The following is a 14,498-nucleotide window of genomic DNA, read 5'->3' as shown; positions in this document are numbered from 1 at the left end:
TCCTTAACGGGTGATCATATCGTCGCGATGGACGGCAACCGGGCCATATTCATAGCCGAGAATGGCATCGATTTGCTGTGAGTGGTGTCCGGCAATGCGGCGCAAGGCGTCGCTGTTATAGCGAGAGACGCCGTGCGCGATGTCGCGACCTTCAAGATTACGGATACGGATGACTTCACCACGGGAGAAGTTACCTGTCACGCTTTTAATTCCTTTAGGAAGCAATGAGCTCCCTCTTTCCAGAATCGCAGACACTGCACCTTCATCGACAGTGATTTCACCGGCAGGCGGTGCGCCGAAGATCCAGCGCTTGCGGGTTTCCAACGGTGAAGTTTGAGCATGGAAGCGCGTGCCTACAGCAATACCTTCCATGACATCGCCAATCACACCTGGGCGGCTGCCAGCAGCAATAATGGTGTCGATGCCTGCGCGGCAAGCCACGTCAGCGGCCTGAAGTTTGGTACCCATGCCGCCCGTGCCTAGCCCTGAAACGCTGTCTCCGGCGATGGCGCGCAGCGCATCATCAATGCCGTGAACATCCTGAATCAGCTCAGCTTGCGGGTTATTGCGCGGGTCCGCTGTGAACAGGCCTTGCTGATCGGTCAGCAGCAGCAATTTATCCGCACCGGCAAGGATTGCCGCCAGCGCAGACAGATTATCGTTATCGCCCACTTTAATTTCAGCCGTCGCCACCGCGTCGTTTTCGTTAATGACCGGAACGATATGGTTATCCAGCAGCGCTCGCAGGGTGTCTCGCGCATTAAGGAAGCGCTCTCGGTCTTCCATGTCGGCGCGTGTCAGCAGCATTTGCCCGACGTGAATGCCATAGATAGAGAAGAGTTGTTCCCAGAGCTGAATAAGACGGCTCTGGCCGACGGCGGCCAGCAGTTGCTTAGAAGCGATGGTGGCAGGAAGTTCCGGGTAGCCGAGGTGTTCACGTCCAGCGGCTATCGCTCCGGAGGTCACAATCACAATGCGATGCCCTGCAGCATGCAACTGGGCGCACTGACGCACCAGCTCGACAATATGGGCGCGATTAAGGCGGCGCGAACCCCCGGTTAAAACACTGGTTCCCAGTTTGATAACCAGCGTCTGACTGTCACTCATGTTTCTCTGCCATTCAATAAGGAGGAAAAGGACGTTTTAGCAGGACTCAGGGCGCTTGCCAACTCCCACAACGGGTTGCGGCTTACTTTGTTGCGCGGGATCAGGAAGCGTAGCGGCAGACAATGACTTTTTTATGACAGAAATAGCTAATCACAGTTTTTTAAAATTATTCTTACTTTGTCATAAAACTTTCATTTCCGAAGGTTACAACCCTTCCTGTTTTTTACATCGGGCGAGTTCCCAAATAACAGCGCGTTTATAAATCAGGGTTGAAAATGAAAAAGAGCACACTGGCATTAATGGTACTGGGCGTAATGTCTTCCACCGTCGCACAGGCCGCCGAAATTTATAATAAAGATGGCAACAAACTGGATCTGTACGGTCGCGTTAAAGCTGAACACTATATGAGCGATAACGATGCAGTGGATGGCGATCAGTCCTATATTCGTCTGGGTTTTAAAGGTCAGACCCAAATTAATGACCAACTGACTGGTTTTGGTCAGTGGGAATATCAGGTTGCGGCCAACAAAATTGAAGGTGACCCGGCAACCACCAAAACCCGTCTGGCTTTTGCGGGCCTGAAAGCCGGGGATTTCGGTTCTTTTGATTACGGTCGTAACTACGGCGTTCTGTACAACGTGGCGGCTTACACCGATATGATCCCAGAGTTCGGTGATGACTCTTTCGTCAAAACCGACAACTTCATGACTGGCCGTGGTAACGGTCTGGCCACCTACCGCAACAACAACTTCTTTGGTCTGGTTGATGGCCTGAAGCTGGCATTGCAGTACCAGGGCAAGAACGAAAACGACGGTCGTGCCGCCTCTAAAGCAAACGGCGACGGCTTCGGTACTTCCCTGAGCTATGATTTCGGTGACTCTGGTTTCACCCTGGGCACCGCTTACGCGAACTCTAACCGTACGCTGACCCAGCAGGACAGCAGCTTCGGTAAAGGGACTGACGCAGAAGCCTGGACGACGGGCTTCAAATATGATGCTAACAACGTCTACGTTGCTGCCATTTATGCTGAAACCCGCAATATGACCCCAATTTCCGGCACGGCTTCTATTAGCGGTGTGGATACTAAAGTCAGTGGCTTTGCGAATAAAAACCAGGCCTTCGAAGTGGTTGCACAATATCAGTTCGACTTTGGTCTGCGTCCATCCATCGGTTATATCCAGTCTAAAGGCAAGGATATTGAAGGTGTTGGCGATGCGGATCTGGTGAAATACATCGACGTAGCCGCGACTTACTATTTCAACAAAAACATGTCTGCCTTTGTTGATTATAAAATCAACCAGCTGAGCGACGACAATAAACTCGGTCTGAACAACGACGACGTGGTTGCTCTGGGTCTGGTTTATCAGTTCTGATTATCTTCAGGCGAAAAAAAACCCTCGCAAGCGAGGGTTTTGAGACTGATGACAAACCTCTAACGAATACCGTTTTGTCATGGGTGGCAGAACAAAAAATAAGGAAAATCAATTATTGATTTTCGGCTGCTCACCACAAAGAAGGAAAAACCACGCTTTTTCCTTCTTTGTCAGCAATCTGAACCCTCGCTTGCGAGGGTTTTTATTTATTCATGCTGAGAGTCGTATCGGCTGATCAACGTCATCCGCAGGCTCTAACGCCAGGTCGAACGTTTTCAGCAGCTCACGAGCGCGTTCGTGGAATCCACGCAGGGTCTGTTCGAGACGATCGGCCACTTCAGTATCTTTGATGACCGTCGGCTGCCAGACGCCGTCTTTGTCGAATAAGCCAAACTGATAGCTGTAGGTGAAACGCTTTTCCTGCGCTTCCATTTCCAGCCACCATCCCCAAAACTCACGCTTTTCCGGTGCCGGTTTGACATTAACGCACACTGCCAGGCAATCGAAAAAGAAGCGATTGTCTTCACACTGCTCTTCGCGGATGTAAGGGCCAAGGGCAGTGAATTTCTTGATCAGTTTACTCTTCGGGTGTCCACTCGGTAACGTCATTGCGATCTCCTTTAGTGATGCAACTGTTTTACCAAATCAATAGAATTTAGCAAATCATTAACCAATTCTATGATTGATCCACGCAGCAATTTCTTTCAACGCCTTGTCAAAATTACGGTAAACAGGTTTGAACGGGATCGCCATCAACTTGCCATCTGCAGATGACGAAGTGATTAAACGGGATTCCTCTTCTGGACTGAACGGATCGTTTTGCCAGTAACCCGAGAGCATCGGCGTTGGGCAACGACGGCCCAGCAACCCTTGCGTTTTCAGCGAGTAACGGTTGAGTTCAACCCGCAGCGCCTCGTCGGAAGCATCATGCATACCCAGACGTGAAGCCAGCACGTCAAGATACATCTCTGGCACATTCCCCTGACGCATTGGGTCGCACAGCAAACCATGAACCACCGGGCCGAGACAGGCGACGGCCTTCAGGCGTGGTGATTCCAGATACGCCAGGCGCACAGCGACATTCGCGCCGAAACGGAAACCAAATGCCGCCACACGCGTATGATCCACCCACGGAATGTTGGGTAAAGATTTAAGCACCTGCTGGTGCAGGAAGCTGGAATCCTGCGTCAGTTTCCATTTTGAAGAGAAACCAATCGAAGGCATGTCCAGCGTCAGCATCGCAATGCCAAGCGGGGCAAGATAGCGCTCAAACAGGGAGTAGTTGTCGCTTTGCAGGGCATCCAGGCCACCGCACATCAGGACCGTCGGGAACGGGCCTTCACCGGGTGGCATATGTAAAAAGCCGCTCACCGACGCGCCACCAGGAATGGTGAATTCCAGTTCACGCATGGAGCCAGGCAGGCGGTTGGCGGCTTCTTCATAGGCACGATTTGCCAGCGCCTGCGCCTGCTCTGCCAGTTCGTCACCTTTAAGATGCGGGTACGCCGCGATGCTGTAGAGGTTCGAGGCATGCAGCCAATGGCGACCGCTCAAGGTGTCATCTTGCTCCTGCCCGGCTTTTTGCTGCCAGAGCATCGCCTGCTTCGACCATTCGTAGATCCAATTGCCGCCGCGATAACCCACAACAGTGTCGTAGAGATCGTCATCAGTACGTTCGGCCTGGCTCATGACAATGCGCGCCTGCACGTCGAGGATTTCTTGCGGCGACACGCCACGCCAAATCCACATCAGACGGTTCACCATCCGATACCAGTGCGGCACGTTTTTCCCGTCGAGTGCGGACTGTACCGCCACGGTCGCGCCCTGATTGAAACGGCGCACCAGCGTCGAGGTTTCCGGGTGCTTAAAACGAGGTTTAAAAAGGACTTCGCTGAGATTAGCTTCTGGCATCGCATAGACTCCATGAACACGACATGGTTTCTATTGTAACCCGCTGGAGGCTAAAAAGGACAACGCCCGCGAATGCGGGCGTTGAAAGCGTGCTTTTGATTAACGACCGCTGATTGGCGGCACGAACACCACGCCCATATCCCACGGCTGCTCAATCCAGGTATCCTGCGGGATATCAATCACGTAATCGTCAACCAGCGGCTTACCAGCAGGTTTGGCGAAGATAGTGACGAAATGTGCTTTCGGGTACATTTCACGAATCGCAACAGCGGTGCCACCGGTATCAACCAGATCGTCGATAACGATAAAGCCTTCACCATCGCCTTCAGCACGCTTGAGGACGGTCAGCTCGCGCTGGTTGTCGTGGTCGTAGCTGGAAATGCAGACGGTGTCCACATGACGAATACCCAGTTCGCGAGCCAGCAGAGCGCCCGGTACCAGGCCTCCACGGCTGACGGCAATAATGCCTTTCCACTGTTCGGACGGCATCAGGCGCGCGGCCAGTTTGCGTGCATGAATCTGCAACATGTCCCAGGTAACGACGTATTTTTCGCTCATGTGATTGTATCCCAGCCTGTAAAACGGCTTAAAAAATGTTCGGGGTGATTCCAGGTTGCGCGAGATTATAGAGATCTGACGCACTAAAAACCAGTGTTTCACGGCCTTGCCGGGAGTTTTTGCGCGCGATGTACTACCAGAGCAGGCAGAAAGTGGTATTCTCGACGGCATCTCGCAAGTCAGGCAGTGCGCCTGTTTGCCCTCGCTAACCCATTACCTGCAAGTCACTTTTGCAGGAGCCGTAAGGAGACTTACCGTGTCTGAACTGTCTCAACTGTCCCCGCAGCCGCTGTGGGACATTTTTGCAAAAATCTGCTCCATTCCTCACCCGTCCTACCACGAAGAACAGCTTGCCGAACACATCATGGGCTGGGCGAAGGAAAAAGGCCTGCACGCTGAGCGCGACCAGGTTGGCAATATTTTGATTCGTAAAGGGGCTACCGCGGGGATGGAAAACCGCAAACCTGTGGTGATGCAGGCGCACCTGGACATGGTTCCGCAGAAAAACAACGATACCGTTCATGACTTCACTAAAGACCCGATTCAGCCGTACATCGATGGCGAGTGGGTAAAAGCACGCGGCACCACGCTGGGCGCAGATAACGGTATCGGCATGGCTTCTGCCTTGGCCGTTCTGGCTGACGACAGCGTTGAGCACGGTCCGCTGGAAGTGCTGCTGACCATGACAGAAGAAGCTGGCATGGACGGCGCATTTGGTCTGCAAGCAAACTGGCTGCAGGCCGATATCCTGATCAACACCGACTCCGAAGAAGAAGGTGAGATCTACATGGGTTGTGCGGGCGGTATCGATTTCATCACCACCCTGCCGCTGAGCCGTGAAGCTGTACCTGCGGGCTTCGAAAGCTTCAAGCTGACCCTGAAAGGCCTGAAAGGCGGTCACTCCGGTGGCGACATTCACTTAGGCCTGGGCAACGCCAACAAACTGCTGGCGCGCTTCCTGGCAGGCCACTCTGCCGAACTGGACCTGCGTCTGGTTGATTTCAACGGCGGTACTCTGCGTAACGCAATCCCACGTGAAGCCTTCGCGACTGTAGCGGTTCCGGCAGCAAAAGCTGATGAGCTGAAAAAACTGGCGAACGTTTATCTGGATATCCTGAAAAACGAACTGTCCGTGAAAGAGAAAAACCTGACCATGGTGCTGGAGTCCGTTTCCGCTGACAAAGCGGCGCTGACCGCACAGTCTCGCGACAGCTTCATCCAGTTGCTGAACGCCACCCCGAACGGCGTTATCCGCAACTCTGACGTCGCTAAAGGCGTGGTGGAAACCTCCCTGAACGTCGGCGTGGTGAGCATGCACGACGACAACGTCGAAATCATCTGCCTGATTCGTTCCTTGATCGACAGCGGCAAAGATTACGTGGTGAGCATGCTGGAATCACTGGGCAAAATGGCGGGCGCCAAAACCGCACCGAAAGGCGGCTACCCAGGCTGGCAGCCAGATGCTAACTCTCCGGTGATGCACCTGGTTCGCGAAACCTATCAGCGTCTGTTCGACAAAACCCCGAACATTCAGGTGATTCACGCCGGTCTGGAATGTGGCCTGTTCAAGAAGCCGTATCCGAACATGGACATGGTTTCTATCGGCCCAACCATCACTGGCCCGCACTCTCCGGATGAACAGGTTCATATTGAAAGCGTGGGCCAGTACTGGACGCTGCTGACTGAACTGCTGAAAGCGATTCCTGCGAAGTAAGTTTGTTGATTGCAGAATGACGAAAGCCTCCGAAAGGATAACACCGTTAGTTTAAGACCGAGATATCCGGGGCGACCACCGGGTTTGGCGTCCCTCCGGGAACCAAATCCCGGTGTTTCCCCTAATTCATTGGCTTAAGTGAACGGCGTTATCCGAAAGGAGGCTTTTTTATTGGTCGCGGGCCGGGTATTGCCGGGCGGCACTGCGTTTGCCTGGCCTACAAAGGCAAGCCATTTGTTGTTTACGTAGGCCTGTGCCAGCGAAGCGCCGCCAGGCACTTCTTACAATCCCAACACCAACTGCCGTTCAAGCTGCGGGTCCAACAACGTGACGTGAACGCCCACCAACCTGACGCCGCGTCCGCCGCGCCGCTCCTGCCAGGTTTTATATGCTGTGGCAATCAGGTCTTCCTGGCTGAGTTTCGGCCAGACATGCTCTTGCGTGGTCTGCTGAAAATCATTGAATTTGAGCTTTACGCCCTGGCGAGCTATCAGCAGGTCAGGCTTCACTTTTGCCAGCCTTCGTTCCAGTTCGGGATAAAGCTGATTCACTATGATGGCTTCGCAGTCTTCCCACTCGTGGATATCTTCCGCCAACGTGCGTTCCACGCCTATCGACTTACGCAGACGTTCGTTATTCACATCACGCTCGTCGATACCGTTGCTGCGCTCCCATAGCACTCGGCCAAACTTACCGAAGCGCTTGAGCAACATCGCCAGGTCTGCGTGCTGCACATCTTCGCAGGTTCGTAGCCCCATGCTTTCAAGTTTGGCCGCTGAAACTTTCCCCACGCCAGGAATTTTCGCGAGCGCCAGCGTTTTCAGGAAAACAGGCACTTCATCAGGCGTAATGACATATTGCCCGTTGGGCTTGTTGAGGTCCGAGGCGATTTTGGCGAGAAACTTGACTGGAGCCACCCCCGCAGACGCAGTGAGGTTTAACTCTTTGTGAATAGTCTGGCGAATCTCTTCCGCCATTAGCGTTGCAGAGCCGTGACAGTGCAGGCTGTCGGTCACATCCAGATAGGCCTCATCCAGCGAGAGAGGTTCTATCAGAGAGGTGTAACGCGAGAAAATTTCACGGATATGGTTAGACGCTTCTCTGTAGGCCTCGAATCGGCCCGGTAATAACGTTAAATGGGGGCAAAGCTTGAGGGCCATCGCGGTTGGCATGGCGCTGCGAACGCCAAACTTACGAGCCGGATAGTTGGCGGTGCTGATAACGCCACGTCGTTCACGGCTGCCACCGATGGCGACAGGAATGTCGCGCAGGGCTGGATTATCCCGCATTTCAACCGCGGCAAAAAAGCAGTCCATATCAACATGGATAATTTTGCGCATACTCAGCCCTCAACAATTACTGGTTAAGTATACAGTAAAATTATCAGAGATGAGAAGAGCCGGGTATAGCGTCCAAGAAAGCTGCCCGGCGGCACTGCGTTTGCCGGGCCTACAGTAACCGCCGCGCTTAAGTAGGCCGGGTAAGCGTTGCGCCACCCGGCGTTTTGCCCGACGGCACTCAGTTTGCCGGGCCTACATAAAAGGACTGGGATTCAGATAATGCGATTTTGCTGGCGCTGTGCTTCGCGGGCCATGCGTTTTTTACGCGCGTCGCACGGCTCCGGGCAATCGCACACTTTCTCCAGCCCCAGCGACGAAATCCCGCCGCAGCTGCCCTGAATGCTTTTACGCTTCACCAGATAGCCGAGCGACATCCCCAAAATCACCAGCACAAACACGGCAAAGGTCGCCAGAAAAACCGTTAACATCATCAGCCTCCGAAGTCATCGAGCATGATGTTCTCATCCTCTACGCCCAGGTCTTTCAGCATCTTGATAACCGCAGCATTCATTACTGGCGGCCCACACATGTAGAACTCGCAGTCTTCCGGTGCGGCATGATTTTTCAGGTAATTTTCATACAACACGTTATGGATGAAGCCAGTATGCCCTGTCCAGTTATCTTCCGGCTGCGGATCAGAGAGCGCCACATGGAAGGTAAAGTTCGGGTTTTCACGTGCGAGCTGTTCGAACTCATCGTCATAGAACATTTCACGCAGTGAGCGTGCACCGTACCAGAAGCTGATTTTACGCTTACTGCCCAGACGCTTGAGCTGATCGAAGATGTGCGAACGCATCGGTGCCATACCCGCACCGCCGCCGATAAACACCATTTCTGCCTCGGTCTCTTTGGCAAAGAATTCACCAAACGGCCCGGAAATCGTCACTTTATCACCCGCTTTCAGCGACCAAATGTAGGACGACATGATGCCCGGCGGCACATCTGGCGCAGACGGTGGCGGCGTGGCGATACGGACGTTGAGCATGATAATGCCCTTCTCATCCGGATAGTTCGCCATCGAGTACGCGCGCAGCGTCGGCTCTTTCACTTCCGATACGTAACGGAACAGGTTGAATTTATCCCAGTCGCCACGGTATTCGTCCGGCACGTCAAAATCGGCATACGCCACTTTGTGTGACGGACACTCAATCTGAATATAGCCGCCTGCGCGGAACGGCACGCTTTCGCCTTCCGGAATGGCGAGCTTCAGCTCTTTGATGAAGGTCGCTTTGTTATCGTTGGAGATAACCTCGCATTCCCACATCTTCACCCCGAAGATCTCTTCCGGCAGCTCGATTTTCATGTTCTGACGAACCGCCACCTGGCAAGCCAGACGACAGCCTTCCTTCGCTTCACGTTTGGTGATGTGGGAAAGCTCGGTCGGCAGGATGTCGCCCCCGCCCTCTTTCACCGTCACACGGCACTGGCCGCAGGAGCCACCGCCGCCACACGCGGAAGAGACAAAAATCCCGTTGCTGGAGAGCGTATTCAGCAACTTATCACCCGCTGGAGTGTGAATTTGCTTGTCGGCTTCGTTATTGATTTCAATAACCACATCGCCGGAGTTCACCAGCTTCGCGCGCGCCGCAAGGATCAGCAGCGACAGCGCCAGTACAATCAGCGTGAACATCACCACGCCAAGAATAATTTCCATCATTTACGCCCTTATAGCTGCACGCCGGAGAATGACATAAAGCCGAGTGCCATCAGTCCGGTGGTGATAAAGGTGATCCCTAAGCCGCGCAGTCCTGCGGGCACGTTGGCGTATTTCATCTTCTCGCGGATCCCGGCCATGGCGACAATCGCCAGCATCCAGCCAATGCCGGAACCAAAGCCGTAAACAATCGATTCAGGGAAGTTGTAGTCACGCTGAACCATGAACGATACCCCGCCAAAGATGGCGCAGTTCACGGCAATCAGCGGCAGGAAGATCCCCAGCGCGTTATAGAGCGACGGGAAATACCTATCGAGGGTCATTTCGAGAATTTGCACCAGCGCCGCAATCACCCCGATGAAAGTGATGAAATTGAGGAAGCTCAGATCCACCCCTTCAACCAACGCACCGTCGCGCAGCACCAGATTGTAGATAAGGTTGTTGACCGGCACGGAAATCCCCAGCACCACCGTGACCGCCACGCCCAGACCAAAGGCCGTGGAGACTTTCTTCGACACCGCAAGGAACGTACACATGCCGAGGAAGAAGGCCAGCGCCATGTTTTCAACAAACACCGCGCGGACAAAAAGACTGATGTAATGAGCCATAATCGGTTACTCCTTCTCCTGCTGTTCAGGCTTCCAGCTACGCAGCGCCCAAATCAACAGACCGATGATGAAAAACGCACTCGGCGCGAGCAGGAACAGACCGTTCGGCTGATACCAGCCGCCGTTCTGTACCGTTTGCAGCACGGAGATGCCAAACAGTTTGCCGCTGCCGATAAGCTCACGCAGGAAGCCAACAATCATCAGGATAGCGCCGTAGCCCAGCCCGTTGCCGATGCCGTCCATAAAGCTCGCCAGCGGCGGCGATTTCATGGCGTAGGCTTCTGCGCGGCCCATCACGATACAGTTGGTGATGATCAGGCCGACGAAGACCGACAGCTGTTTTGAGGTTTCATAGGCGAAGGCTCGCAACAGCTGATCGACCACGATAACCAGTGAGGCGATGATCGCCATCTGCACGATAATGCGCACGCTGTTAGGAATGTGCTGGCGAATCATCGAGATAAACATGCTGGAGAACGCGGTCACCAGCGTCACGGCAAGGGTCATCACAAACGCGGTTTCCAGTTTGGTGGTCACCGCCAGCGCCGAACACACGCCCAATACCTGCAAGGCAATCGGGTTGTTGGCGATAATCGGCCCCGTCAGGACGCGTTTTACTTCTTTCATATCACCGAGTTCAGCCATTGTTCAGGCCTCCTTCACGAATCTGCTTCAGGAAGGGACCAAAACCTTGCTCCCCCATCCAGAAATCAAAGCTGTGCTGCACGCCGTTTGAGGTCAGCGTCGCGCCGGACAGACCGTCCACGGCATACTCGTCGCCCTGGCGCGCACCGCCCTTCACGACTTTCAGCGCTGGCATGCCGTTGTCATCAAGAATTTTTTTACCGATGAACTGTTTACGCCATGACGGGTTTTCAACTTCGCCACCCAGCCCCGGGGTTTCGCCCTGATCGTAATAGGTGATGCCTTTCAGGGTTCGGCCATCGACATCAAGAGCCACAAAGGCATACATCATCGACCACAGGCCATTGCCGTAAATCGGCAGCACCACTTCCTGGATTTTCTGCTGTTGATCTTTGACGAGGTAGATTTCCACCACGTTGCTGCGACGCTTGATACCCGCCGGGTCCTGATTTGCCTCAAGCACGGTGCTTTGCGCCGGATCTTTCAGCGCCAGCCCCTGGTTAAAGGACTCAGGGTCTTTATCCAGCAGATCACCGCTTTTTAAATCCAGCAAACGTGGCGTGATGCGCTCAGCGAAAACAGAGGCAACCTCTTCTTGCTTCATCTCTGGTTGCATCAGCCCGGCAACCGACAGAATGTTACGTTGCTTATCGAGTGCTTTCTGCTCTTGCTGGCGCGATTTCAGGCCAACCGCTGAACCTGCCACGACTATCGAGCAGACCAGGCAAAGCACCAGCACCACCAGCAGCGTTTTGCCGATGCTATCGTTACTTTTTACTTCAGCCACGCGACTTCCTCCGCTTGATATTGGCCTGCACCACCAGGTAATCGAACAGCGGTGCGAACAGGTTGGCGAACAGAATCGCCAGCATCATCCCTTCCGGGTATGCCGGGTTCACCACGCGGATCAGCACGCACATTGCGCCGATCAACACGCCATAGGCCCATTTCCCTTTATCGGTAAACGACGCCGACACCGGGTCGGTCGCCATAAAGAACATGCCGAAAGCAAATCCACCCAGCACCAGATGCCAGTACCACGGCATGGCGAACATCGGGTTGGTGGCTGAACCAATCAGGTTAAACAGCGTGGAGAGGGCAATCATGCCGATCATCACGCCCGCCACAATGCGCCAGGACGCCACACGACCGAAGATAATGATCGCCCCGCCAATCAGCAGCATCAGTGTGGACACTTCACCGATGGAGCCAGGAATGTTACCGAGGAACGCATCCATCCAGGTCACAGGCTGCCCCGTCGCCACGTTCATCAGCGCTTCGCCGCCATTGTGCGCCCACTGAGAAAGCGGTGTTGCGCCAGAGAAACCGTCTGCGGCTGTCCACACTAAATCACCGGAGATTTGAGCCGGATAAGCAAAGAACAGGAACGCACGCCCGGCCAGTGCGGGGTTGAGGAAGTTACGCCCGGTGCCGCCAAAAATCTCTTTGCCAATCACCACGCCAAAACTGATGCCCAGCGCCGCCTGCCACAGAGGCAGGGTCGGAGGCACAATCAGTGCGAACAGGATCGAGGTAACAAAGAAGCCTTCGTTGATTTCATGTTTGCGCACGATGGCAAACAGCACTTCCCAGAAACCGCCGACGACAAACACGGTGATGTAGATAGGCAGGAAGAACACTGCGCCTAATCCCATCATGCTCAGCCAGCCCGCATCCGGGCCAAAGTTAACCCCGAGCCATTGCGCCACGCTGTAGTGCCAGTGGCTGGCAATCACCTGCTGTAACTGCTCCACGCCGTAGAGTTTGTGCAAGGCAGGAATGGTTTGCAGACCGACGTTGTACATGCCCCAGAACATGGCCGGGAACACTGCCAGCCACACCAGAATCATCATGCGCTTGAGATCGATGGCATCGCGGACGTGAGAAGCGCCCTTCGTTACCAGACCCGGCGTATAAAAAATGGTGGCTGCCGCTTCATACAACGGATAGTACTTTTCAAGTTTGCCGCCGTGAGTGAAGTGCGGCTCTATTTTTTCCAGCAGATTTTTCAAGCCCATCACTTATCCTTCCTGCTCAATGCGGGTTAATACTTCACGCAGCACCGGTCCATACTCGTATTTCGCCGGGCAAACGTAGGTGCAGAGCGCCAAATCTTCTTCGTCCAGTTCCAGACAGCCCAGCGCCTGTGCACTGTCGGTGTCACCCGCCAGCAGGTCGCGCAGCAGCATGGTAGGCAGGATATCGAGCGGCATAACGCGTTCGTAGTTGCCAATCGGCACCATCGCACGCTCGCCGCCGTTGGTGTCCGTCGAGAAGCTGAACAGCTTAGCTTTAAGGAAGTGACCCAACGTAGTCCGCGTGATGGAAAACTTCTCTTTGCCAGGCATCACCCAGCCAAAAAGCTCTTTTTCGCGCCCTTCTTTCACCACGCTCACCTGCAGGTGATAACGGCCCAGGAAAGCATGTGGCCCCTGAGCGTGCGTGCCGCTGAGCACTGAGCCGGAAATCACGCGGTTCTCGCCTTCCGCCAGCTCGCCCGCCGTAAGTTGCTCAAGGCTTGCGCCCAGCAGGGTTTTCACCAGACGAGGGGTTTTCACCTGTGGCCCGGCGAGGGAAATAATGCGTTCAGCCCACAGTTCGCCTTCAGTAAACAGTTTGCCGATGGCAATCACGTCCTGATAATTCAGATGCCAGACCTGCTTATGCAAGCTGACCGGCTCAAGAAAGTGAATGTGCGTGCCCGGTAAACCCGCAGGATGCGGGCCGGCGAATTCATTAAACGTCACCTGGCCGGCAGCATGGCCGCCAAGCTTGCCGCCGCTGGCCTGACAAACGTGAACTTTGCCGTCCGTCAGTTGCGCCAACACCGTTAACCCGGCGTTAAACGCCTCGCGGTATTGAAAGATGATGGGCTGCGGATCGGCAGCTAAAGGATTGGTATCGATGGCGGTGACGAAAATCGCCGCTGGCACGCTTTCGGGTGCCGGAATTTTACTGAACGGACGAGTGCGCAGGCTGGTCCATAACCCGGATTCCATTAGCTGCTGCTGCACCTCTTCGCGCTTTAGCGTCGCCAGTTCAGCGGCTTCTCTGCGTGCAAAACGGACGGCGTCATCGCCCTCGACATCAATCACCACAGACTGCAACACGCGACGTTCACCGCGATGTATCGCGCTGATGACGCCACTTGCAGGCGCAGTGAAACGCACGCCAGGGTTCTTTTTGTCTTCAAACAGCAGTTGCCCTTTGGCGACACGGTCGCCTTCCTGGACCGCCATGGAGGGGCGCATGCCAATGTATTCTTCGCCCAGCACCGCCACGCGCGTGACTTGCGCGCCTTCGGCGATGTGCTGAGACGGTGCGCCAGCGATGGGCAGATTCAGCCCTTTTGTGATTTTAATCATGTCGTTAGCAGGTATCCGTAAACGTTAGTCACTAAACCCAGCGTATTCATTAAGAAAAAAAGAAAGGAAAAACCGGTGCCAGAGAGCGCTGCTGGCGGCAGTACGATGAGAGTAAAGCATCCTTTCTTAACCTGGTCGTGAGACGCGGGAAGTTTACAGGATCACCGACAAGAACGCAGCATTTGCGCGGTTTGCAGGTCGGTATTTGCGAGCAATTACGCAA

Annotated in this window: 14 protein-coding genes; 2 read left to right on the top strand and 12 right to left on the bottom strand. The window is 54.4% G+C overall.

What is annotated here, in order from left to right:
* Positions 1–3: 3 nt before the first annotated feature.
* The gene (proB, locus tag ACLW56_RS22215; RefSeq protein ID WP_330985849.1) at positions 4–1,107 is read right to left on the bottom strand and encodes a glutamate 5-kinase; all 1,104 of its coding nucleotides are present in this window, start codon (positions 1,105–1,107) and stop codon (positions 4–6) included.
* Positions 1,108–1,382: 275 nt separating this feature from the next.
* On the opposite strand from proB, the gene ACLW56_RS22210 reads away from it, so the two are divergent.
* Positions 1,383–2,480, top strand: a complete 1,098-nt coding sequence (locus tag ACLW56_RS22210) for a porin (protein ID WP_330985848.1) — start codon at positions 1,383–1,385, stop codon at positions 2,478–2,480.
* A gap of 210 nt (positions 2,481–2,690) precedes the next feature.
* On the opposite strand, the gene crl is transcribed toward ACLW56_RS22210, so the two are convergent.
* The 3 genes from crl to gpt form a co-directional block, all read right to left on the bottom strand.
* On the bottom strand, positions 2,691–3,089 hold the full coding sequence (gene crl, locus ACLW56_RS22205; RefSeq protein WP_330985847.1) for a sigma factor-binding protein Crl: 399 nt from the start codon (positions 3,087–3,089) through the stop codon (positions 2,691–2,693).
* Between the two features lie 57 nt (positions 3,090–3,146).
* Positions 3,147–4,391, bottom strand: coding sequence for an esterase FrsA (gene frsA, locus ACLW56_RS22200; RefSeq protein WP_330985846.1), 1,245 nt, complete (start codon positions 4,389–4,391; stop codon positions 3,147–3,149).
* Between the two features lie 99 nt (positions 4,392–4,490).
* Positions 4,491–4,949, bottom strand: coding sequence for a xanthine phosphoribosyltransferase (gpt, locus tag ACLW56_RS22195; RefSeq protein WP_040077024.1), 459 nt, complete (start codon positions 4,947–4,949; stop codon positions 4,491–4,493).
* Positions 4,950–5,205: 256 nt separating this feature from the next.
* Here gpt and pepD point away from each other — a divergent pair, with 256 nt between their 5' ends.
* On the top strand, positions 5,206–6,663 hold the full coding sequence (pepD, locus tag ACLW56_RS22190; protein ID WP_330985845.1) for a cytosol nonspecific dipeptidase: 1,458 nt from the start codon (positions 5,206–5,208) through the stop codon (positions 6,661–6,663).
* A 281-nt stretch (positions 6,664–6,944) separates the two neighbouring features.
* On the opposite strand, the gene dinB is transcribed toward pepD, so the two are convergent.
* From dinB to ACLW56_RS22150, 8 genes are all read right to left on the bottom strand, one after another.
* Positions 6,945–8,003 carry a DNA polymerase IV gene (gene dinB, locus ACLW56_RS22185; protein WP_330985844.1) on the bottom strand — a complete coding sequence of 353 codons (1,059 nt, stop codon included), beginning with the start codon at positions 8,001–8,003 and terminating at the stop codon, positions 6,945–6,947.
* A 212-nt stretch (positions 8,004–8,215) separates the two neighbouring features.
* Positions 8,216–8,431 (bottom strand): (Na+)-NQR maturation NqrM, encoded by a 216-nt coding sequence (gene nqrM / locus ACLW56_RS22180; RefSeq protein ID WP_330985843.1) that lies wholly within the window; start codon positions 8,429–8,431, stop codon positions 8,216–8,218.
* A gap of 2 nt (positions 8,432–8,433) precedes the next feature.
* Positions 8,434–9,657: an NADH:ubiquinone reductase (Na(+)-transporting) subunit F gene (gene nqrF, locus ACLW56_RS22175; RefSeq protein ID WP_330985859.1), complete on the bottom strand. Its 1,224-nt coding sequence runs from the start codon at positions 9,655–9,657 to the stop codon at positions 8,434–8,436.
* A gap of 11 nt (positions 9,658–9,668) precedes the next feature.
* On the bottom strand, positions 9,669–10,265 hold the full coding sequence (gene nqrE / locus ACLW56_RS22170) for an NADH:ubiquinone reductase (Na(+)-transporting) subunit E (protein ID WP_330985842.1): 597 nt from the start codon (positions 10,263–10,265) through the stop codon (positions 9,669–9,671).
* Positions 10,266–10,271: 6 nt separating this feature from the next.
* Positions 10,272–10,910 (bottom strand): NADH:ubiquinone reductase (Na(+)-transporting) subunit D, encoded by a 639-nt coding sequence (locus ACLW56_RS22165; protein WP_330985841.1) that lies wholly within the window; start codon positions 10,908–10,910, stop codon positions 10,272–10,274.
* On the bottom strand, positions 10,903–11,697 hold the full coding sequence (locus tag ACLW56_RS22160) for a Na(+)-translocating NADH-quinone reductase subunit C (RefSeq protein ID WP_330985840.1): 795 nt from the start codon (positions 11,695–11,697) through the stop codon (positions 10,903–10,905). Before ACLW56_RS22160 ends, ACLW56_RS22165 begins: the two co-directional genes overlap by 8 nt.
* On the bottom strand, positions 11,690–12,928 hold the full coding sequence (locus ACLW56_RS22155) for an NADH:ubiquinone reductase (Na(+)-transporting) subunit B (protein ID WP_330985839.1): 1,239 nt from the start codon (positions 12,926–12,928) through the stop codon (positions 11,690–11,692). The genes ACLW56_RS22160 and ACLW56_RS22155 overlap by 8 nt, the downstream gene beginning before the upstream one ends.
* Positions 12,929–12,931: 3 nt before the next feature.
* Positions 12,932–14,275 (bottom strand): Na(+)-translocating NADH-quinone reductase subunit A, encoded by a 1,344-nt coding sequence (locus tag ACLW56_RS22150; RefSeq protein WP_330985838.1) that lies wholly within the window; start codon positions 14,273–14,275, stop codon positions 12,932–12,934.
* Positions 14,276–14,498: the final 223 nt, after the last annotated feature.

It is taken from the genome of Pantoea sp. sgz302252 (assembly GCF_047713085.1).
Taxonomy (GTDB): domain Bacteria; phylum Pseudomonadota; class Gammaproteobacteria; order Enterobacterales; family Enterobacteriaceae; genus Scandinavium.
The sequence above is the reverse complement of the archived record's forward strand: the minus strand, read 5'-3'. Positions and strand labels throughout refer to the sequence as shown.